19 protein-coding genes are annotated in these 21,654 nt (G+C 63.2%); 12 read left to right on the top strand and 7 right to left on the bottom strand.

Annotated elements, in window-relative coordinates; all coding sequences use genetic code 11:
* Window positions 1-153 precede the first annotated feature (153 nt).
* On the bottom strand, window positions 154-1,140 hold the full coding sequence (locus A477_RS22320) for a patatin-like phospholipase family protein (RefSeq protein ID WP_017199559.1): 987 nt from the start codon (window positions 1,138-1,140) through the stop codon (window positions 154-156).
* 204 nt (window positions 1,141-1,344) lie between these two features.
* Between A477_RS22320 and A477_RS0113755 the strand changes: the two genes are divergently transcribed.
* From A477_RS0113755 to A477_RS0113735, 5 genes are all read left to right on the top strand, one after another.
* Window positions 1,345-1,908, top strand: a complete 564-nt coding sequence (locus A477_RS0113755; RefSeq protein ID WP_017199558.1) for a GNAT family N-acetyltransferase — start codon at window positions 1,345-1,347, stop codon at window positions 1,906-1,908.
* A 229-nt stretch (window positions 1,909-2,137) separates the two neighbouring features.
* Window positions 2,138-2,425: an HU family DNA-binding protein gene (locus A477_RS0113750; RefSeq protein ID WP_011776355.1), complete on the top strand. Its 288-nt coding sequence runs from the start codon at window positions 2,138-2,140 to the stop codon at window positions 2,423-2,425.
* A 132-nt stretch (window positions 2,426-2,557) separates the two neighbouring features.
* Window positions 2,558-4,795, top strand: coding sequence for a bifunctional copper resistance protein CopD/cytochrome c oxidase assembly protein (locus tag A477_RS0113745; RefSeq protein ID WP_026005614.1), 2,238 nt, complete (start codon window positions 2,558-2,560; stop codon window positions 4,793-4,795).
* Window positions 4,795-6,768, top strand: coding sequence for an NHL domain-containing thioredoxin family protein (locus tag A477_RS0113740; protein ID WP_017199556.1), 1,974 nt, complete (start codon window positions 4,795-4,797; stop codon window positions 6,766-6,768). Before A477_RS0113745 ends, A477_RS0113740 begins: the two co-directional genes overlap by 1 nt.
* 162 nt (window positions 6,769-6,930) lie before the next feature.
* The gene (locus tag A477_RS0113735) at window positions 6,931-7,770 is read left to right on the top strand and encodes a type IV toxin-antitoxin system AbiEi family antitoxin domain-containing protein (RefSeq protein WP_017199555.1); all 840 of its coding nucleotides are present in this window, start codon (window positions 6,931-6,933) and stop codon (window positions 7,768-7,770) included.
* Between the two features lie 93 nt (window positions 7,771-7,863).
* Here the strand turns inward: A477_RS0113735 and A477_RS0113730 are convergent, their stop codons facing one another.
* The 4 genes from A477_RS0113730 to A477_RS0113715 form a co-directional block, all read right to left on the bottom strand.
* The gene (locus tag A477_RS0113730; RefSeq protein WP_017199554.1) at window positions 7,864-8,892 is read right to left on the bottom strand and encodes a hypothetical protein; all 1,029 of its coding nucleotides are present in this window, start codon (window positions 8,890-8,892) and stop codon (window positions 7,864-7,866) included.
* A 124-nt stretch (window positions 8,893-9,016) separates the two neighbouring features.
* Entirely contained in the window at window positions 9,017-10,753 is a 1,737-nt protein-coding gene (locus A477_RS0113725) for a helicase HerA-like domain-containing protein (protein ID WP_017199553.1), read from the bottom strand.
* A 3-nt stretch (window positions 10,754-10,756) separates the two neighbouring features.
* Window positions 10,757-11,275: a GNAT family N-acetyltransferase gene (locus tag A477_RS0113720; RefSeq protein WP_017199552.1), complete on the bottom strand. Its 519-nt coding sequence runs from the start codon at window positions 11,273-11,275 to the stop codon at window positions 10,757-10,759.
* 53 nt (window positions 11,276-11,328) lie between these two features.
* On the bottom strand, window positions 11,329-13,269 hold the full coding sequence (locus A477_RS0113715) for an FAD/NAD(P)-binding protein (protein WP_017199551.1): 1,941 nt from the start codon (window positions 13,267-13,269) through the stop codon (window positions 11,329-11,331).
* Window positions 13,270-13,557: 288 nt separating this feature from the next.
* On the opposite strand from A477_RS0113715, the gene A477_RS0113710 reads away from it, so the two are divergent.
* The 7 genes from A477_RS0113710 to A477_RS23520 all read left to right on the top strand — a co-directional run bounded on the left by A477_RS0113710 (window position 13,558) and on the right by A477_RS23520 (window position 19,893).
* The gene (locus tag A477_RS0113710; protein ID WP_192812011.1) at window positions 13,558-14,523 is read left to right on the top strand and encodes an amino acid ABC transporter permease; all 966 of its coding nucleotides are present in this window, start codon (window positions 13,558-13,560) and stop codon (window positions 14,521-14,523) included.
* Complete coding sequence (locus tag A477_RS0113705; protein WP_017199549.1) at window positions 14,520-15,413, top strand: amino acid ABC transporter ATP-binding protein; 894 nt, start codon at window positions 14,520-14,522, stop codon at window positions 15,411-15,413. The genes A477_RS0113710 and A477_RS0113705 overlap by 4 nt, the downstream gene beginning before the upstream one ends.
* A gap of 8 nt (window positions 15,414-15,421) precedes the next feature.
* Entirely contained in the window at window positions 15,422-16,402 is a 981-nt protein-coding gene (locus tag A477_RS0113700) for an ABC transporter substrate-binding protein (protein WP_017199548.1), read from the top strand.
* A gap of 61 nt (window positions 16,403-16,463) precedes the next feature.
* On the top strand, window positions 16,464-17,297 hold the full coding sequence (locus A477_RS0113695; RefSeq protein ID WP_017199547.1) for a DUF1684 domain-containing protein: 834 nt from the start codon (window positions 16,464-16,466) through the stop codon (window positions 17,295-17,297).
* Window positions 17,294-18,379 (top strand): LLM class flavin-dependent oxidoreductase, encoded by a 1,086-nt coding sequence (locus tag A477_RS0113690; RefSeq protein WP_017199546.1) that lies wholly within the window; start codon window positions 17,294-17,296, stop codon window positions 18,377-18,379. The genes A477_RS0113695 and A477_RS0113690 overlap by 4 nt, the downstream gene beginning before the upstream one ends.
* Window positions 18,380-18,388: 9 nt before the next feature.
* Window positions 18,389-19,732, top strand: a complete 1,344-nt coding sequence (locus A477_RS0113685) for an NtaA/DmoA family FMN-dependent monooxygenase (RefSeq protein ID WP_017199545.1) — start codon at window positions 18,389-18,391, stop codon at window positions 19,730-19,732.
* Window positions 19,732-19,893, top strand: coding sequence for a hypothetical protein (locus tag A477_RS23520; RefSeq protein WP_017199544.1), 162 nt, complete (start codon window positions 19,732-19,734; stop codon window positions 19,891-19,893). The genes A477_RS0113685 and A477_RS23520 overlap by 1 nt, the downstream gene beginning before the upstream one ends.
* A gap of 6 nt (window positions 19,894-19,899) precedes the next feature.
* On the opposite strand, the gene A477_RS0113675 is transcribed toward A477_RS23520, so the two are convergent.
* Window positions 19,900-21,117 carry an FG-GAP repeat domain-containing protein gene (locus A477_RS0113675; protein WP_026005611.1) on the bottom strand — a complete coding sequence of 406 codons (1,218 nt, stop codon included), beginning with the start codon at window positions 21,115-21,117 and terminating at the stop codon, window positions 19,900-19,902.
* Between the two features lie 72 nt (window positions 21,118-21,189).
* Window positions 21,190-21,633 carry a GNAT family N-acetyltransferase gene (locus A477_RS0113670; protein ID WP_017199542.1) on the bottom strand — a complete coding sequence of 148 codons (444 nt, stop codon included), beginning with the start codon at window positions 21,631-21,633 and terminating at the stop codon, window positions 21,190-21,192.
* Window positions 21,634-21,654: the final 21 nt, after the last annotated feature.

The raw sequence follows: 21,654 nt of genomic DNA, 5'->3' as shown, positions 1-21,654 counted from the left end.
GGGAGAGTAGGACACCGCCGGACAACCATTAGGTAGAGACCCCCCAACCCACCACGGGTCGGGGGGTCTCCCGCATTTAACAACAAAACCGACACCGCAGCCACCTCACCCGGGCTGAAACCCGGCTGAGCTAAGACTCAGCCGGGGCAACACTCACTGGCGCCAGAACTCGGTGATGTGCTCGGCGAGGATCCTGCCCTGGTCGAAGCCGGCTTGGGCAGCAGCCGGCCGCAGCGTCAGATCCATCGCATTGACGCCGAACAAGTGCTCCGCCTCGCTGTCGGGGAAGATTGTCTCAACCCGGCTCCCGCTACGCCGCAGTTCGTCCACTTGCCCGGATAAGTGCATGCCCCACTCCAACGGAGTCCGCGTCCGGCCGCCAAACGGAGACAGCACCAGTACGCGGCTGTACCCGGCTGCCAGGTCCGCATTCTCAGCGTTGGCCCGGTAGCCGCCGTCGATATAGTGATTGCTGCCGATAGCGTAGGCGAAGCCACTGGCGCAGCTGGCCGCCACTGCGTCAACCAATTCCACTCCGCTATGGCGGTGGAACACCACAGGGTCACCGGTTTCGGCATCAACCGCTGTGAGCAATACCAGTCGTTCCGGCCACTCCTGATGAGGCAGCCGGGCTGCAACGGTTGCGTGCCACCGCGCACTGGAGTCGTCCATAGCTGCAGCCATGTCTATTGCCGCTGCGCCCATCCTGCGGCGCATATCCGCCATATCCGCAGAGGACTCCAGGATTTTGCCTGTTCGCTCCATGTGGTCGGACACGGGCCGGGCTCTGTTGTCGGCGCCAACGGTATCAACCAAGCCGGACGGTCTTGGTGGAGCGGCTGCAAGGATGGCGTCAAAGAGCTCGGCGGGGTTTGCCCAAGCAAGCTGGGCCGCCGCCGTCGATCCAGCAGATGTGCCGACGGTGAGGTCCGCGGCGGTCACGTCCAACCCGGCGTCGAACAGGCCAGCGACGACGCCGATCAGCCACGCGTTACCGGTGGAACCGCCGCCACCGAGGATTAGTGCCCTCTGGCCGGCGGGCACCGGGTGTGAGGTGTCAACCCTCAGCTGAGGCTGGTGCGACCGCGGTTGGTCGGAAGCCGAGGCGGAGTTCAGGGGAGAAGAAGATGTTGTGTTCATGGGAGTCGCCTTTCGCGAATTGCCTGACGGGCGCTCCCAGCGGCGACTAACTCAGTCGCGTGATCGTGGACTGCAGGGGAGCGCCCACTATGGATACTGCGTACATGGGTCTCACCTCCTGGTCTTGGTTCACGATCACCCGAAAAACTATCATTCAGCCGACTCGCACGCAATTGCCGGGCTAGTGGCAGGTAGAGTCTGGGGATGATTCTCACGCGAAGCCTGGACCGCGGCGTAGTGGGCGAAGAGGTTGGCCAGCTTCTCCTGCGCCTGCTGGAACATTCAGATGCGGCCGCCCTGACCGCTGCCTACCGGCGGAACCGTGAGCACCTGGCACCATGGGAACCAACCCGGGCTAACGAGTTCTTCACCACTACAGGCCAGTCGGCGGTGATCCAGGCGAAACTTAATCTCTACGAACTAGGCACTGAGGTGCCTTGGGTGTTGACGACAGCAAAAGGCATCATCGGAATGATCACTCTCTCCGGGATTGTCCGGGGGCCCTTCTTGAATGCCAACCTCGGCTACTGGGTGGATGAGGCTTGGACCGGCAAGGGCATAGCGTCAGGTGCGGTGGCCGCCGTCGTGGATATGGCCGGAAATGAGCTCGGTCTGCACCGTATCCAAGCCGCTACGCTGGTCCACAATGCGGGCTCCCAAGCTGTCTTGAAGCGGTCTGGTTTCGAGCGGGTCGGGATGGCGCCCTCCTACCTGCAGATCGCGGGGGAGTGGCAGGACCACATACTGTTCCAGCGCATTCTGTTCTAGCCGGGGAGGCCCGGCAGGGCGGCGGCTGTCCCTCCTGCCGATGCCGTAGGGTACGCCAAGGGCGTAAAGCACCCCTAAAAACCCCGAAAATCCGGTGATTTTGGTCAAAAAGGCGCGGAAACACGCGGAATTTGCTGGCCATGTCAGCCCAAGCTGGTAAGTTTTCGAACAGTGGCTTGCTCGCATTCCGCTTGAAAGCTCAAAAACGTATGAGTCCAGGAGGACGTAAATGGCTAAGAACCGTAGTGAACTCGTTGCAGAGGTAGCAGGCAAGGCTGGCACCAGCCAGGCAGCAGTCAACTCCGTGCTCGATGCACTGTTCGAAGTTTTCGAGACTTCTGTCGCCGCCGGCGAAAAGATCACCATCCCGGGCTGGCTCGCAGTTGAGCGCACCGACCGTGCAGCTCGCACCGGCCGCAACCCGCAGACCGGCGAAACCATCCAGATCGCAGCCGGCCACAGCGTCAAGCTGACCGCTGGCTCCAAGCTGAAGGCTGCTGTCGCCAAGAAGAAGTAACTACTCTTCGGCGAACGCCTTAAAGGGACGGCAACCTCTGGTTGCCGTCCCTTTGCCGTTATTGCTGTTAGTTAATGCACATAGCGCCTTATCCGATTCGCAGCCCGGCGGCAGGTAGCGGACAATGGATAAGTGCCATCAGCAAGAAGCTCCGCTACTGCCCCTTCGCCTGTTCCCAAGCCGGGAGCGCGGGGAGGCACTACAGTCGCGGGCATTTCCTTGCCGTGGCAACTGGCCGGCCTGGCGGTGCTGTTCCTGACTCTTGCGGCGGCCCTCATCTTCTCCGGTGCCTCAGCTGCCCGGCAGGTTTCTGATCCAGGCGAATTGGTCCGTTGGGGCCTTCCTGTGGCGAAAGCCATCCACAACGTGTCAGTGGCAACAGTGGTTGGTGGCCTGATCTTTGCCGTCGGCATCCTGCCCAAGAACCTCGGTGGCTCGCGGTCCCGTGAGAAGGATGCTGACGCGCCCGAACATCCGGCCTTCGCCCGGGCCTTGGCAGTTGCAGCGGCAGCCGGCGCAGCCTGGACTTTGTCCGCGGTGGCGGTCCTTGTACTCACTTACGCAGATGTCGCGGGGCAGGGGCTCTCGGGAGACGCGGAGTTTACGCGCTCCCTGGTCTACTTCATGACGGACATCGAGACCGGCAAGGCTTGGCTCGCGGTCACCATCATTGCTGCCGTTGTCACCACCGCCTTGTTCGGCGTCCGCTCGTTGACAGGCTTGGCGTTCACTCTCCTGCTGGCCCTGATCGGCCTGATTCCTACAGCCTTGATTGGTCACTCCTCCAGCTCCAGCGATCATGAAGGGGCCATTAACTCCCTGGGCCTCCACCTTGTGGGCGTTTCCACATGGGTTGGCGGCATCATCATGCTTGCGGTCCTCTCGGGCATCCTCACGGGTTCCAGAGGTAAGGGCACACCAGACATCACCGAGCAGACCCTGCGACGATTCTCGTCGCTGGCCGGCTTCGCCTTTGTCCTGGTGTTCGCCTCGGGTGTCATCAACGCTGCCATCCGTGTGACCAACCCAGCCGACCTTTTTGGCTCGGCTTATGGGCAGCTCATTATCGCCAAGTCGCTGGCAACGTTGGTGTTGGGCGGCATCGGCTTTATGCACCGCCAGTGGGTTATCCCCCAGCTTGGTAAGAACGGCTCCATGTCGGCCCGCCGCGTCCTGTGGCAGCTTGTGTTGGTTGAGCTTCTGGTGATGGGCGCGACGTCGGGACTCGCCGTCGCGTTGGGACGCTCGGCTCCGCCCCAGCCCACCACCTACGCACCTGATGCCTCGCCGTCGTTCATCCTCTCCGGTTACGAGCTTCCACCCGAGTTGACGCCGGAGCGCTGGCTCACGGAATGGCGTTTCGACTGGCTGTGGGTGGGAGTCGCTTTGTTCGGCGCGGTCACCTACATCCTCGGTATCGTCAAAGTCCGCAGGCGTGGGGACAAGTGGTCCTGGTTCCGGACAATCAACTGGATCATCGGACTGGTGGTGCTCACGTACATCACTTCGGGCCCGCCCGCTGTCTACGGCCGCGTGCTGTTCTCTGCGCACATGGTGGATCACATGGCCCTGACAATGGTGGCGCCAATCTTTCTTGTCCTTGGCGCCCCCGTGACCCTTGCCCTGCGAGCCCTGCCTGCCAGGGGCGAAGGCACCCACGGCTCACGCGGCCTGCGCGAGTGGCTGCTGCTGTTTGTGCACTCCAAGTTCTCGCAGATCGTCACGCACCCCTTGTTCGCCGCGGCCAATTTCGCGGGCTCAATCGTGCTGTTCTACTACTCGGACCTGTTCAGCCTTGCGATGCGCGAGCATGTGGGCCACGAGCTCATGAACGTGCACTTCCTGCTGACGGGCTACATCTTTGTGCTGAGCATGATCGGTAGCGATCCTCTTCCCCGCCGTGCCCCGTACCCCATGCGCCTGCTGCTATTGCTGGCCACCATGGGCTTCCACGCGTTCTTCGGTGTGGCCATCATGGGTGGGACAGGGCTGCTGGCGGCGGACTACTTCGGTAACCTGGGCCGGGCTTGGGGTCCGTCGGCCATTGGGGATCAGCAACTGGGAGGTGCCGTAGCGTGGGGTATCGGCGAAGTTCCTACTTTGCTGGTGGCAATCGGCGTGGCCGTGATGTGGTCGCGCTCGGACGAACGGGAAACCCGACGGGTTGATCGGGCAGCCGACAGGAATAACGACGCCGATCTCAGTGCTTACAACGATATGTTTGCCCGGCTTGCTGACCGCGACGCCAAGATGGCCAACCGCACCACCCAAGCAACCACAACGGCGGAAGCGGAAGGCAATAACGCCGTCCGCCCCACCACAGATACCTCCGGGCAAACTGAACCGAACACCAAGCTGGAAGGACGCTGATGAGCGAAACCGTACGTACCCAACACCGGGTCCGGGCCTCCGAACTGGAGGGCCGCGGATGGCTCAATACGGGCGGGAAATCCCTTGACCTCGAGTCCTTGCGCGGCAAGATCGTGCTGCTCGACTTCTGGACCTTCTGCTGCATCAACTGCCTCCACGTGCTGGACGAGCTGCGCCCGCTTGAGGAAAAGTACTCGGACGTGCTGGTGACGGTCGGCGTGCATTCGCCCAAGTTCGAACACGAAGCGGATCCCGTAGCACTGGCATCTGCCGTGGAACGCTACGAAATCCACCACCCTGTCCTGGACGATCCTGAGCTCGCAACGTGGAAGGCGTACACCGCCCGCGCATGGCCCACACTGGTGGTCGTTGACCCCGAGGGCTACATTGTGGCCCACCTCTCCGGTGAGGGCCACGCCGACGGCCTCGCTGTCCTCCTTGAGGAACTCGTGGCCGAGCACGAAGCCAAGGGGACCCTCCACCGCGGTAACGGCCCGTATGTGGCTCCCGTGCCGACGTCGGGCACACTGCGCTTCCCCGGGAAGGCGACCCAGCTCGCCAACGGCAACTACCTGGTAGTGGACTCCGGCCATCACCGCTTGGTGGAACTCCGCCCCGATCTTGAAACCGTGGAGCGCGTCATCGGCTCCGGCACCAAGGGGTACCTGGACGGACAGTCTGAGATCGCGCAGTTCAACGAACCCCAGGGTGTGACCCTGCTGCCCTCCGAATTGGCGTGGAAGCTCGGTTACGACGCCGTGGTCGCTGACACCGTCAACCATCGCCTGCGCGGCGTCACCTTGAGCTCCGGCTATGTGCAGACGCTCGCTGGCAACGGTGTCCAGAGGCTGCTCGACGCCGGTCCTGCCCGGGTGACAGAGACAGGCGCCGGCAGTTGGTCCGAACACCACGACGGCGGACCGGCTGACTTCGCTGCCGACGCGATCGATGTTGGGGCACTGGGTCTCGGCGTCGAGGTTTCCCTGTCCTCACCGTGGGACGTGGTCTGGAGCGAAAAGCTGCAGCGGGTTGTGATCGCCATGGCGGGAACCCACCAGATCTTCGCCTTCGACCCCCTGGCCAATGAGGTTTCCATCCTTGCCGGGTCCGGGCTTGAAGGCCTGCTGGACGGCAAGGCGGAGGAAGCCTGGTTTGCCCAGTCGTCCGGACTGGCCATCGATGGTGAAGACAACATCTGGGTGGCTGACTCGGAAACATCCTCCTTGCGTCGCCTGGTGGTCAGCGATTCCGGCGTGAGCGTGGAAACCGCCATCGGCAAGGGCCTGTTTGATTTCGGGTTCCGTGATGGCGAGGCTTCTGAAGCACGCCTGCAGCACCCCTTGGGTGTCACGGTTCTGCCGGACAATTCCGTGGCCGTCGCTGACACCTACAACGGTGCCGTTCGCCGCTACGACCCTGCCACCAAGTCCGTATCCACCTTGGCGAGGGGCCTCGCTGAGCCGAGCGACGTCGTCGTGGTTCAGGTAGAAGGCAGCGATCCGCTGTTGGTGGTTGTGGAGTCGAATAAGCACCAACTGGTCCTGGTTCCCATTCCCAAGGAAGCCCAGCAGGTGGACGAGGGAGCATCACAGACTCACCGTCCCAAGAGCCCGGTAGCTCCCGGGAACCTTGAGCTCGCGGTGCGTTTCCAGGCTCCTACCGGCCAGAAGCTGGACGACCGTTGGGGCGATCCTACACAGCTGAAGATTTCCTCGACGCCGCCGGAACTGCTGGTCTCCGGCGGGGGCACATCAGTGGGCTTGCTGCGCACCCTTGAGCTGTCAGCTGACGTTCCCGAGGGCATCCTCCACATCACCGCCCGCGCGGCCGCCTGCGATGGCCCCGAGACCGAGGACGGCGAAATCCCCGATCACGCGGCTTGCCATCTCTACCAACAGGACTGGGGCATCCCGGTGGTCCTGCAAGCCGACGGTGAGTCCGAGCTGGTGCTGGATCTACGCGGCATGGACTAAGACTGGCTAACTGAAATGGCCCGGGTCTGATTCCCTCAGGAGTTGGCCCGGGCCTCTTCGTGCCGTTGGACTGTTCAAACCGGGCCAGCCCGGGTGAGAGGGTTGTCCACATAGCTCACATCGGCACTGCAGGCCCGTCGGCGGAAACAGCAGGCTGGGGTGATGGAACCCGAAGAAGCCCTGCGGCGTTTGGGCGGTGTAGCCATGACCCGGCAGGTACGGGCGCGGGGTGTCAGTGAATCAGCGATTCGTTCCGCGGTGCTGGCGGGAAGTATTCAGCGCATCGAGCGTGGAGTTCTGGGTCTTCCCGGTGCGGATCCGGAGCTTGTGGCAGCGGTCACGTCGAAATCTCTGCTGACATGCGCGTCGGCTGCAGGCCGCTATGCCTTGTGGTTGCTTCACAAACCCACCGAGCTCCACTACTGGCAGAGCAACGGGCGACGTGCGGAAGGGTGCATTAGTCATCGGTTGTCCCTGTCTCAACCACGGCTGGGCGAGCCTTATGTCGCACTGCCGGACGTGCTTCTACACGCCCTTTTCTGCCTCCCTCCGTTAGAAGCACTGGTTATGGTCGAAAGCGCCTTTATCCGTGGGGATATCACCCTCGATTACCTGCGTCGCCGTTTACTGGGCAACCGCGCCGGGCAGGCCCGCGACGTTCTGGCCAAAGTGGACAGGGGGGCGGGTTCGCTGCTGGAAACCCTGGCCCGGGTCCTTTTCCGTGACGTGGGCATCCGCACTGAGACCCAAGTCTGGATCGAGGGCATAGGGACCGTCGACTTTCTCCTGGAAGGATTCCTTATAGTCGAACTCGACGGCCTTGCTTTTCATCTGGAGCCGCGTCAGTTCAAGAAAGACCGCCGGCGGGACAACGAAGCAATCAGGCAAGGAATGCTGGTGCTGAGGTTCTTCTATGACGACGTCGTGTACTCGCCAGAGAATATGCTCCGGCACGTGCGTGAAGTCCTTCTTCGTGGGCCAGCCCGAATGTGGTCGGACTAGCCCAGTTAAGGGGTGGCTCTCATGGCACCACGGGCCAGGAGAGCGGGACGGGGGGGGTGAAAGCTGGGCCAGTTCAGCGCGAGAGCCAAAAAATCAGAAGGTCAGCATGGGGGTGACGGTCACAGTGTCTGCGCCTACGTCCAGCTGCGTGGTGAAGCTGAAGTCGTGCTCCACGTTGAGGTCGTTGACCAACCCCGTGAAAAGATTGATCTCCCGGGCGGTGAGCGTGGCCTTGCCGTTGAGCGGAGCCACCACCCATTTACCGCTGAATGGCTCAATGGTGATCTTGGGGTACTCGGTGATTTCCCACTTGATGGTTCCATCCACCACGCGGGCGTTGCTTGCGTGGTAGAACGGGCAATCCGGCTGCAGGCGCTGTTGCTCGGTAGCCTGGGCGGCGCATGTGTCCAGGAATTCCCGGACCTTGCCAGCCACGGCTTCGTTCATGGCAGCGGTGGACCGTGTCTGCAGGTTCAGGGGTGCCGTGCCGCCGTCGCGCGTCGAAACAAGGGCCGATGTGGTCGGGGCTTCAAAATAGGTGCCGTTCAGGCTTGCCTCGTACTTGCCCGGGAAGAACACGGCGAAGTTGTTGCGGCCGTTGGGCATATTCACGGGAACCCCGTTCAGCGTGGCCTCGCTGGCGTTGACCACGGTGACTTCTATGGTGGGAAGCGTTGTGGGCACGAACGCCCATTTGGCGAAGAACAGCCACTGGGTCCCGGTCCGTTCCATCAGGAATTCCGTGTGGAGCCGGCTGCCGTCAAGGGTGTAGTCCACCGGCACGGCCATCCGGTTGCTGCCCCGGGGTTCGGGGTTTCCCACCTTGATATCGGACATCTTGGAGGCGGCCGTTTGTAAGGCTGTGCCGTCCAGCATGGCGGCGTTCGCACTGGGCACTTTGGCGCGAAGCAACCCCAAAGCTTCTTCGCCTTCACCCTTCTGAAGGGCTTCCAGATACTCTTTGACAGGCTGTTGCGGACTGGCCACTGAGGAGCTCACCAGGTTGATGCACACGATGGCTCCGGCGGCAGCAAGCATCAGACCGAGCAGCCATCCGGCTGCGGTCTTGACGAACGCTTGACTCAACTGCACGCCCTTTACGTTACCTGCCGCGGCCGCCATCGCCGTGCAGGAAGGCCTCCGAGCGACTTATATCCACCGATTGGAGAAGTCCCGGCGCCGGGTGGCAGCAGGCGCGGCTGCCGCCCGACGTCGTGGTTCCGCTGGCACAGAAGCGCAAACAGGACTAGCGGCGACGCCGGGAAGACGTGCCGAAGACCCCACGCATGAGATCGCGGCCAAGCTGCGTTCCCATGGATCGGACCATGCTCTTGAGTCCACCACCCAATGCTCCACCGAGGGCGCCGGCGATGTCACCGAACATGCCGTCCTGAGGGGACGACTGTGGGGAAGAACGCGGGGACGGCGCCGGCACCGGCGCAGGCGGTGCCGGGAAAGACTCAGGAGTGGAGGACCGGGAGCTGGGACGGCCGAGGATTTCTTCCTCAATACGGCGGGCTTCGGCGTCGATGTCGGCTTGGGAATTACCGGAAGACGAAGAGGTGGACGCCGGCACGGGCGGCAATCCGGGCGCTGCGTCTCCGGTAGGAACGGCCGCTTGGCCGTTGAGTTTCTCGTAAGCGGAGAGGTTGTCCACGGCTGTGCCGTACTTGACCAGCAGGGAGGACGCGGCAACCGTGCTGCGAATGAGCTCGTCAGCGCTGGGCCCCATCACGGATTCGGGGGCACGGAGCCGGGTCAAGGCAACGGGGGTGGGTGCACCCTTCTCGTTCATCACCGTGATGACTGCTTCGCCGATGCCGGCGGAGGTGAGGGTCTCTTCGAGGTCGTAGTCGCTGACAGGAAATGTGGACACCGTGGCCTTCAACGCCTTGGCATCTTCCGGGGTGAAGGCGCGCAGGGCATGCTGCACGCGGTTCGCCAATTGGCCGAGGACGTCCGCTGGAACATCCTTGGGCGTCTGGGTGACAAAGAAGATGCCCACACCCTTGGAACGGATGAGCCGGACCGTGGTGGTGATGGCTTCGAGGAAGGCCTTGGACGCGCCGTTGAACAGCAAATGTGCCTCGTCAAGGAAAAAGACGAGCTTGGGCTTGTCCAGGTCGCCGGCTTCGGGCAGGTCCTCGAACAGGTCGGCGAGAAGCCACATGAGGAACGTGGAGAACAGTAACGGCTTGGTCTGCAGCGTGGGAAGCTCCAGGCAACTGATGACGCCGCGGCCGTCGGGTGCGGTGCGGAGGAGTTCAGCGGTGTCGAACTCGGGCTCGCCGAAGAACTTCTCCATCCCCTGTGCCTCCAGCGTGATCAGCTCGCGCAGGATCACACCGGCGGTGGCTTTGGACAGCCCGCCAAGGTTTGCGAGTTCGGCTTTGCCTTCGTCGGAGGTGAGGAACTGGATGACGGCGCGGAGGTCCTTGAGGTCGATCAGCTCGAGATTGTTCTTGTCCGCAAAGTGGAAGATCAACTGGAGGCTGGATTCCTGGGTGTCATTGAGGTCCATGATGCGGGACAGCAGGATGGGGCCGAACGAGGTTATGGTGGCGCGCACGGGGATGCCGTGCCCGTCCCCACCGAGCGAGAGGAACTCAACCGGAAAATTCTTCGCAGACCACTCCTGACCCAACGCCGAGGTGCGTGCCGTCAGCTTTTCACTGCCAGTGGCCGGCGTTGCCAACCCTGACAGGTCGCCCTTGATGTCCGCGAGGAAAACCGGAACCCCCGCCGTGCACAGCTGTTCGGCGATCATGTGCAGCGTAACCGTCTTGCCGGTTCCCGTGGCGCCGGCAACCAGTCCATGCCGATTCATCATGGCCAGTGGCAAGCGGACCTGTGCCTCTTTGTGGATTTCGCCGTCGACGATCGCGGCACCCAGCTCGATGGTGGCACCTTCCAGGGTGTAGCCCTGCTGGATGGTGGCGAGTTTTTCGGCGGTTGTTGCGGTGGGTTTGTTGGCCATGCGCATAGCTTAGCTGTGCACGGCAAGATCCTTGCTGAAGGCCAGATGCTTGATGTCCTCGGGGTCGGCGGCAAGGTCGAACAGTGCTTTGTAGCCCGTGGCGAGGTAGAGGTTTTTCGCTTCGGGCTGGCGCGGACCGGTGGTCAAGTACAGCTTCCGGTAGCCCCGCCGTCGAGCCTCATTTTCCAGTTCAGCCAGCACCAGCCGCGCCAAACCTCGACGACGATGCGCTGAATGCGTCCAGATCCGTTTCAGCTCTGCGGTGTGCTGGTCGTATCGGCGGAACGCGCCGCCAGCTACGGATTCGCCGCCCTCCTGGATGATGATCAACGCGCCGTGCGGAGCTTCGAATTCCTCGGCAGGGTACCTGTTCAGTTCCTCCGCAGCGCCACCGGTTCCGAACAGGTTGCCATAGCGGGTTTCGTATTCGACGGCGAGCTCGTCCAGGAGCGGGCGGACGCGGGGATCGCGCATCGGCAGGCTGAGGACGGTAAGGCCCGACGTCGGCAGGGTTGGCGTTGTGGTCATGTCAGGCCTTTCGTGGGTGGAACCCAAGTACGTAGCAGTTGATCCGGCCGCGCTCAAAACGGCATTAACTGCGGCTCACTTGGGCGGGCGGTGGTGGTCAGGGTTTCCAGGATCCTTCGCGCCAGGGCGTCGTTCTCCCGGAAGGGTGCTGCGTTGGTGTTGGGGCGGGCAAACGCTCCTGCGCCCCAGCCGGACGTCCACGGGCCCACCGCGAACAAACCCTTCTGAGGAGTTGCAACAGGGGACAGGACCTCGTGATTCCCGGAGACCAGGAGTTTTCCGGTGGAGTGGGCGCCCTCTGAGGTGAGCAGCCTCTGCTCGGTGCCCCATCCGGCGTCGTGCAGGTCAGCCAGTGCGGGATTCGCCGAGCGCTGCACGGAAGCGGCGGGCAGCCGCGCCTCGATGTACGCCGCAGCGTCCACCACCACGGGCGACTGGAACGAGCCCGCCACGAAGCGACCCACTGAGTCATCTGCCCGGACCCACATGCCCGGTCCCAGGAATTTCAGGAGCCCGGCCCTGTGCAGGGCGAGCATCTCACGGAGGCGGTGGGACGGCGGCCCGGAATCCACGAAGCTGAAGAAGCCGTGCCACCAACCGTGGATCGCCTGTTGGGAGCGCGCGTTGAGCCGCTCTTGCGGGACCAAGCGCCCAAGGTCCATGTACACGAACAACAGCGCCGTAAACAGGGCGAGGGTTTCGGAATGGTCGGCGCTGGTCCGGAGATCGAGGTCGTTCTGGATGTACGCGGCTACGGAGCGCTGGACCGATTCATGGCTGGCGAACGCGCAGCCGCTCAGGGGGTGGTCCAGTTTCTCGAGGTCCAAGCGCAGCGCAGGATCCGGCACGGAAAACGCCACCAGTTCTTCCCGGTCGGCGCTGTACCAGTCTGCCGGATCGAACTTCGCTTCGAAACCGGCCCACGTCCCCAGGACGCGCGACGGATACCCGGTGAAGAGCTCGCGGTAGTAGGCATAGCCGGCGTCCTTGGCGATCAACGGCCACAGATGTGCACGGAAGTCGAGTTCCTGGTGCTCGGCCAGTAGCGAATCGATGGCTTCGGCGGTGAAGTATCGCGGGCGCGCAATCGGCTCGCCGCGTAGCGTGGAGGAGATCTTGGAGTGGAACGGCACACCACGCCGTGACCCCGCCCAAACCCGCGGTTCGGCGCCGGATGGCACGTAGTCCAGTTCGCCGTCGGGCCTTTCTTCAAAGCGGCCGCCGCGGCCTTGGAACAACAGCACCAGCAGGTCCACGAATGCCAGGCCCATTCCGGAGACAATCACGTCCTGCCCGGGCTCAATCGCGGAGTAATCCACATCAGTTGTGTAGGACGGCGGTGCATGGAACCCGCCATGCCGGGCAGCGAAGTCGCTGAGCCTGGCGGATTCGGGATCGGGCAAAGAATCGGTGTGGCCCAGCGCGTAAACCACGACGTCGGCATCCACGTCGGTGCCCGAAGCCAGCCGCACGCGATGCGCACCGTCGTCGGGCTCGCCACCCGAAGAACGCACGACGCCGGTGGCCGTGTCGCGATGCACTGTCACGGTCACGTCAGGGCCAAGTGAGGACACGGCCCGGCGGAAGAACCATTCAAGGTACTTGCTCTGCAGCTGCCGTGAGGCGAAAGACGCGGGAGTCAGTGCGCGAAGTTGGGCGAGCAGGTGCGGCTCAAAAGCGGGAACGTCCCGGATGCTGCCATCCAGCACCCCCGCAGCCCAGCTGGAAAGCCCCGGTCCGTCAATCGAAGGTCCGTCGCAGGCAACCGAAGCATCCGTGAACATGGTGACGTCCGCAGCCGTTGAGTTCAGCAGCAACCCGGGATCCTGGTCATAGCGCCAGATCCTCCCGGAGCCGGGTTCATGCGGTTCGATGACATGGACGTGCAGGGGACCGTGGAACAGTGCGGGACGGTTGGCTGCGAGCCGTTCCAGGACGCCGGCCGTGCGCGGGCCGCCGCCAATGAAGGCGATAGCGGGTACTCGTGACGGCATGGGATCTCCTGAAAAGCGGTGGTTGGTGATGCCCAATCTAGGGACGAAGCAGGCTGCCGGTCGAGGCGGCGGTAACCGCCGTTCACCACGCGTCACGAAGCGTTAAAACCCGCAAAACCACGACTCATTGACCGGTTCGGGAAGGACATTGTGACGCTGTGCGAACTCCTGCGAAGCCGCGCGAAGCCCAGTGAAGAAGTACAAATTTCCGCCTTGCTGCCGGGTTTCGCGCGGCCCTAGATTGGCAGCCATCCGATAGACAACACCCAATCTGAAATGAGGTGGCGCATGAGTGCAATCGCACCGCCTGCCACGGCGGAAACGTCACCGCCCACCCCGGACTACTCCGAGTACAAGTTGGTTCCGGCCCGGCATCCGTGGCGATGGGTGGGCACCGTTCTCGTAGCTGCCGGTGTCGCAGCCATTGCGTGGTCGCTGGTTACCAATCCGCGCTGGGAGTGGGGAGTGGTGGCTGAATGGTTCACCGCCCAGTCGGTGGTCAACGGACTCATCGAGACCCTTAAGCTCACTGCCATTTCCGGTGTCCTTGGCTTCGTCCTCGGGTTCATCCTGGCCCTCATGCGCCTGTCCGCCTCGCCGCTGCTGGTCTCGGTGTCCTGGACGTTCTCCTGGATCTTCCGCTCCACGCCGCTGCTGGTCCAACTCCTGCTTTGGTACAACCTCGGTTACCTGTACGAGAAGATCAGCCTGGGTATCCCTTTCACTGATGTCCGCTTCTTCGAGGCACAGACAACCACGCTCATCAGCCAGTTCGCCGCAGCCGTCCTGGGGCTCACGCTGAATCAGGCAGCCTACTCCGCCGAAATCATCCGCGGCGGCATCCTCTCCGTGGACCAAGGCCAGCTGGAAGCTGCCTCCGCCTTGGGCATCCCGGCATGGAAGCGCTCCACCAGGATCGTTCTGCCGCAAGCCATGCGCGCCATTCTGCCCAACGCATTCAACGAGATCATCGGCCTGGTCAAGGGCACCTCGATTGTTTACGTCCTGGCCTATTCCGAGCTCTTTTACACGGTTCAGGTCATCTACAACCGGACCCAGCAAGTGCTTCCGCTGCTGCTCGTCGCCACGCTCTGGTACGTGGTGATCACCTCGGTGCTCAGTGTTTTCCAGTACTACATTGAACGCCACTTCTCCAAGGGCGCCCTGCGGACCCTGCCGCTCACGCCGTTGCAGAAGGCCCGGAAGTTCTTCACCACCCACGTTGCTGCCACTCCCACCAAGGACGCCCGATGAGCATCATCGCTGCACGCAAAGAATCCACGACTACGCCACAGGCTGGCGAGTCAGCCGGCGTTCCTGCCGGCACGACGGCGGCCCGGCCCGCCCCGGCGGACAAGAAGGCCACCCGCGGTCAGGTTGACATCACCAACGTCCGGAAATCGTTCGGTGCTACCGAGGTCCTCAAAGGCGTGTCGTTGTCCGTGCCGCCGGGCGGCGTTGCCGTGATCGTCGGGCCGTCCGGCTCCGGAAAGTCCACCCTGTTGCGGACCATCAACCACTTGGAAAAAGTCGACGGCGGTTACATCACCATCGACGGCGAACTGGTGGGCTACGAGGTCCGCGGCAACAAGCTCCACGAGCTTCGTGAGAAGGACATCCTCAAGCAGCGCACCCACATTGGCATGGTGTTCCAAAGCTTTAACCTGTTCCCGCACCTCACCGCCTTGGAAAACGTCATCGAGGCGCCGATTGTGGCCCAGAAGCGGTCCAAGGCCGAAGCCCGGAAACGCGGTCTTGAGCTCCTGGACAGAGTGGGCCTGAAGGATCGTGCCGACGCTTACCCGCGCCAGCTTTCCGGCGGCCAGCAGCAGCGCGTCGCGATTGCCCGGGCGCTGGCACTTGATCCCAAAATCCTGCTCTTCGACGAGCCAACCTCGGCGTTGGACCCGGAACTGGTCAACGAAGTCCTGGACGTCATCCGTGAACTCGCCAAGTCCGGCACCACGCTCATTGTGGTGACGCACGAGATGGGCTTCGCCAGGGATGTCGCGGACACCGTGGTGTTCATGGACCAGGGCCAGATCGTCGAGTCCGGCACTCCGCAGGAGATCTTCGCCAACCCCCGCGAGGAACGCACCCGCAGTTTCTTCTCCAAAGTCATCGAACCAGCTTTCAACATCTAGGACATCCCATGCTTCGCGCTACAAAGACCAGGATCCTGGCACTCGCTGTACTTCCCGCCGTCGTGCTTCCCGTGCTGGCCGGGTGCTCCGACCCTGGGGCGTCGGCAGCCCAACCGGAGTCCGAGGCTGCCAAGAACGGCATCGTCTACAACACGTCCGTGGACCAGAACCGCATCCGCGGCGAGAAAGACGCTGCTGCGGCGGGAGCCGTTCCCGAAGCCATCGCCAAGGACGGCAAACTGACCGTTGCCACCACCGCGGGTTCAATCCCGCTGTCCTTCCACGCCACTGACGACAAAACGCCGATCGGTGTCGAGGTGGACATTGCCCAGCTCGTGGCCGACAAACTCGGGCTGGAACTGGATCTTCAGGTGACGTCGTGGGAGAACTGGCCGCTCAAGACCCAGTCAGGTGATTTCGAGGCCGTCTTCTCCAACGTGGGCATCAACGGAGCCCGGGTGAAGCTGTTCGATTTCTCCACCTACCGTGCCGCCTACATGGGCTTCGAAGCCAAGAAGAGCTCCACGTACGACATCAAGGGTTCTGACGACATCTCCGGCTTGAAGATCTCCGTGGGCTCGGGCACCAACCAGGAGAAGATCCTCCTGGCCTGGAACAAGGAACTCGAAGCCAAGGGCAAGGCGCCGGCCACCCTGCAGTACTACTCCTCCGACGCCGACACCATCCTGGCGCTCTCCTCGGGTCGCACGGACCTGAACCTGGCACCGTTCCCATCGGTGACCTACCGGGAGAACACGCGTGACGACCTCAAGGTAGTTGGCAAGGTCAACGCCGGATGGCCCGCAGAAACGCTCGTTGCTGCCACCACCCTCAAGGGCAACGGGCTGGCCCCGGCCATCACCGATGCGCTGAACTCCACCATCAAGGACGGCTCCTACGGCAAGGTCCTGGAACGCTGGGGGCTCTCCGAAGAAGCCATCCCGGAATCCAAGACGGTCACCGAAGCCACGTTCGGGACAGGCACATGAAGTTCCACGTCCCGGACAACCGTCACAGCAGATCACGCCTTCAACAGGACGGACAACGCATATGTCTACACACGCTGAAACAGCACTCGAAACCTTTGACGAGGACTGGCAGGAGTGGCACGACGCCCATGAGCGGCACCGCGCCCACCCGCATGGTTTCCTCGCCGTGACCCACCTGCACTGGCTTGGCAACGAGGCAACCCCGTTGGAAGGTGTGCCGGGCAGCTGGCGTGTGGAGGACGACGTCGTGCGTGTTGTCCTCAAGCCGGGCGACAGCCTGCAGCAGGACGGCGTTGAACTCAAGACAGGCAGGGCAGGACAGCTTGAGTTCGGCCCTATCGAGGAGCGCGGCGGCATCAACCTGGTTTCCGGCGATACCGTGATCGAGGTGGCCAAGCGCGGCGGCGAGTACATCGTGCGCCCGCGGAATCCGTCCAACGCCCTCTTGAAGGAATACCAGGGCACGCCTGCCTATACGCCCAACGCGGCGTTCGCTTTAGCCGGTACGTTCGTCAAGTTCGAGGCTCCGCGCCCCACTACGGTGGGCGCCGCCGTCGAGGGCCTCCAGCACGTCTACGAAGCGCCGGGTGAGATTCGCTTCAAGCTGGCCGGCGAGGAACTGGCGCTGACGGCGTTCAACGGCCACGCGCCCGGTTCGCTGTCCTTGCTGTTTACGGACCAAACCTCCGGCAAGACCACCTACGCGGCCAACCGCTCACTCTCCGTGGTCCCCGCATCTGACGGCTCCGTGCAGCTCGACTTCAACCGGGCCGTCAACCTGCCGTGCGCCTACACCGACCTTGCCACATGCCCGTTGCCACCCGCCGAAAACCGGCTTTCGGTAGCTATCGAAGCGGGCGAGAAGATTCCCTACGAACGTCAGGACCAGCAGTGAGCACCTTCGAAGAACGCAAGGCCGGATTCCTTGCCATAGAACTCGACGGCGCAGGTTATGAGAACCTTGCAGCCGCCGTCCTCGCGGCCGAATCGGCCGGTTTCCACGTGGCAACCTTCAAGGACACGCCCGCGGCCGGGAGGGTCAACGCCCTGCAGCGTGCGGCTTTTACCGGACCAGTGACCCGGAACATCGCCGTGGTCCCTGAGGTGGATACCGTCTATACGGAGCCTTTCCACGTCTCCACGCAACTCGCGAGCCTGGACTACGTGTCCGGTGGCCGGGCCGGGTGGATCGCTACCGCGGCGGAGTCACCCGAGGCTGCTGCCGCCGTCGGACGCGCTTTTGTTCAGGGCGGGGCGCTGGCACAGGAAGCTGCGGCGTCCATCGAGGTTAGCCGGAGGTTGTGGGACTCCTGGGAGGACGACGCCGTGATCCGCGACGTTGCCACCGGGCGGTATATCGACGTCGACAAGCTGCACTATGCGGACTTTGAAACTCCCTCGGACTTTGCAGGACCGGCCTATTCGGTGAAAGGCCCTTCCATCATTCCCCGGCCGTTGCAGGGACAGTTGCCCGTAGTGGCCGCTGCATCGCTGGTGGGGGAGGGCTTAGTGCCGGTGGAGGCAGTGGATGCCGTGCTCTTAACCGCGCCGACGCCGGAGCTGCTCACTGCCGAGATCCGCGACGTCCGGGCCCGGCTTGGTTCTTCGGTAGCGATCGTTGCAGAGCTCGACGTCGTCCTGGACGCGCGTGGGCAGGCTGCGGAATCGCGCTCCGGATCCGCTCATGAAGCAGCGCCCGCTCAAGAAGGCGGCCGTGCGCGGTTTGTCGGTTCGGCTGCCGGCCTCGCCGATCTCCTCGATTCGCTCCTCCAGGAAGCCGACGGAGTTCGACTCCATCCGGCTGTCCTGGACGTGGAGCTGGAAGAACTTTCACGGCTCGTCCTCCCCGAGCTGCGTCGCCGCGGTGCCCTGTCACCGCCCATCCAAGACGGTACGTTCCGTCACGTGCTGGGCCTCGCGCCGGCGGAGAACCGCTATTCGACCACTGCCGCGGCGACTGTTGCCGCCGGAAAGTAGGGGAACACCATGACACGAGACATATTCCAGCCGAGCGGCCGGATTCAGTTCGGGATCTTCTTCCAAGGCGTCAACTCCGGCACCATTTGGAAAGCACCCGAGGCAGGCTCGCAGACGGACTTCGAGTCGTTCCGCCACATCGCCCAGACCGCGGAGCGAGGCAAGTTCGCAGCCTTCTTCCTAGGCGAAGGGCTCCGCCTGCGCGAACACCTTGGGCGTCCGCATGCGCTCGATGTCGTGGGCAGGCCTGACGCCCAGACCATGCTTGCCGCATTGGCAGCAGTCACCAAGAACATCGGCTTGGTGGCTACGCAGAACACCACGTACAACGACCCCTCGGACCTCGCGCATCGCTTGTCTTCCCTGGACCTCATCTCCGGGGGCCGGGCGGCGTGGAACATCGTCACCACGGACAACGCCTGGACCGGTGCCAATTTCCGCCGCGGCGGATACCTGGACCATGCCGATCGGTACAAGCATGCCGAAGCGTTTGTGGAAACCGCCAAACGTATTTGGGACTCGTGGGAAACCCCCATCGGACCTGCGCGGCGAGTGCTTCACGAAGGTCAGCACTACACCGTCGATGTCACTCCGCGCCTGCCGCGTAGCGCCCAGTACCGCCCCGTGCTCTTCCAAGCCGGCGATTCCCCCGACGGGCGCGACTTCGCAGCCCGCCAAGCAGACGTGATCTTCTCCGCCCACCCCAAATTCGACGACGCCGTGGAGTTCCGCCGCGACATCGTGGCACGCTCCATCGCAGCCGGCCGCGGTGCCAACGCCGTGCAGATCATGCCTGCAAGCGAGTTCATCCTTGCCGCCACCGATCAGGAAGCCCAGGAGAAGAAGGCCTGGGTCCGCAGCCTGCAAATTGGTCCGCAGCAGGCCATTGCTTATCTGGAACAGTTCTGGGGGCGCGAACTTTCTTCCTACGATCCGGATGGCCCTCTTCCGGAGATAGATCCCGTGGTGGAGGAAACTTCCGAAACCCGCGGCAGCGGCTTCCACGGTGCCAAGGCCCGCCAGCTTGCCGATCAGTGGAGGGCCGAGGCCAAGGACAAGGGCCTGTCCATCCGCCAGTTCGTCACCTCCAAGACGGCACGCATCGACGCCACTTTTACCGGTTCGTACACGGCGGTGGCCGACCACCTCGCCGAATATGCCCGGGTGGGTGCCGTGGATGGATTCAACATCTCGCCGTGGCTCATCCCCACAGGTTTGGACGACATCGTGAACCACTTGGTGCCCGAGCTCCAAGAACGCGGTGTCTACCCGGCGGAATACCGGGGCACTACGCTCCGCGAAAACCTGGGACTGGAGACGCCGGTGCGGTCCGAAGAGTCGGTGCACATCTGATGAGGGCAGAACGCCTGCTGAAGAACTTGCTGCGTCGCTTTGGCTTGCAGCCGGGCCGACGCGGGTCAGCGCCCGACGGCGGCGGCTCGAGTGCCGCCGTCGTCGACGTTTCGCGCGGGACGGTCAGCTTGCAGCTGACGGTGGGTAGCCAGCCGCTTTAGTGCGTACTAGAGGAGTTCCCGGAACACGTTCCAGCCGCTGCCAACCGGCCCTTGGGGCCCGTAGAGGCCGGTGGTCATGGCGCCAGTGGAATACAACACGAGGTCGCCGTTGCCGTTGACGGCGGCAAGGTTGTTGTATTTCTGATGGGCGTAACTGCCCAGACCTGCCACATCCTGGAAGCCGTTCCAGCCTCCACCCATGTACGCTTGGGCGCCCCAGCCGCCCTGACCGTCGGCGGAGTACAACTGAAGCCCACCACTATAGTCACGGCCGAAGATTTCCACCGTGCCGTCACCGTTCATGTCGCCGCCAGGGATGATCTTGTTCATGACCTGCCAGCCCCAACCAACCTTGGTTGGTGCGAGCCATCCGCCGCTTCCATTGCCCGGGTACAGGAACAGATCGCCGGCCGCGTTCCGCGCCAAAACGTCGTTGGTGCCGTCTCCGTTGAAGTCTCCCGGACCGACGATTGAGTCAAAGACGTTCCACCCGGCCCCGACCTGCCGGGGTGGAAGCCAACCGCCGTCGCCGTCACCGGGGTACAGGAACAGCTGGCCGGACGCGTTCCTGGCGAGGAGGTCGTTGAACCCATCGCCATCGAAATCTCCGGGCGAGAAGACGATGTTGAACATGTTCCAGCCCGCCCCCACCTGCCGGGGCTCATCCCAGGAACCGAAGTAGACCGGGCACGGACCCTCGCACATGCCTTTGTAGTAGGTGTAGGTCCGCGGGTACAGGATGAGCCGGCCATCATGCGTGCGCGCAAGGGGCTCAAAGTTGCCGCGCCCTGTCCACCCCATGGCCCGGCTGGAGGCTTTGATGGGTTTGGTCTCCGCGCTCACCTGTGACCCGGTGGGGCAGCCTGGTTCGCCGGGAGTGAGCGGGTAAACCCTCAAGGAGATTCGGCTGCCTTGGTCTTCGGGGAGGACACGCAGAGTTTCACCTTGACGCTCGGCGGGGAGTGGTTGTCCATCGCGCAACCATTCCAAGGTGATCGCATCCCCGGAACCGTCGGGGTTCCTGCATCCCCAGTAGTCGTAGTTGTACTGGCGTCTCATTTCCGAACCGACGTAAGGGACGCCGTCGATGTAGGGTGTCGGCTGGGACGCTGCAATGGCAGGCGCGGCACCCAGCAGCCCCACCGGCAGTCCGGAACCCAAGAGTCCCATTGCGATGACGGTCGTGACAGAGCGCCTCAACGAGCGCGATCGAAAATTCCCCATTTTTCCCCCCGGAAAGTATCGCGTCGTTGCCGCGTGGTGTGTGCTGAGGTTACCGCACTTCCGTCCGCGGAGTCAGGGGTTGACGGGGGCCACCATGAACACATCGATGGGGTCCTCGGATTCCAGCACGAAGCCGTGACGTTCGTAGAGGCGACGCGCCGGGCTTCCCTGCAACACATCCAGACGGAACGGGCGTTCGTCCACGGTTGCCGACATAACGTGGCGAAGCACGGCACTGCCCAACCCTTTGCCCTGATGTGCGGGAGCTACGTAGAAGTGTTCAATCCACCGGCTATCCGGCTCGGGGCGGATCGCGATCACGCCTGCGTCTACGCCGTCCGAATGGATGATGTAGGTGTGGTCGGGCTGGAATCCGTTCAAGAAGCGCTCGCGGACACGCACAGGATCGAAACGCTGCAACCGCTCAAGGTCCGGACGCATCACGACCGCGCGAAGTTCGGCGATCCAAGCGGCGTCGGTGGCTACGGAGGGGCGGAGGACAAAGTCAGCGGACATGCCATCCAGCCTATGCCCGCG

This window comes from Arthrobacter sp. M2012083 (assembly GCF_000281065.1).
GTDB lineage: Bacteria > Actinomycetota > Actinomycetes > Actinomycetales > Micrococcaceae > Arthrobacter.
This window is presented reverse-complemented; position numbering and strand designations above follow the sequence as displayed.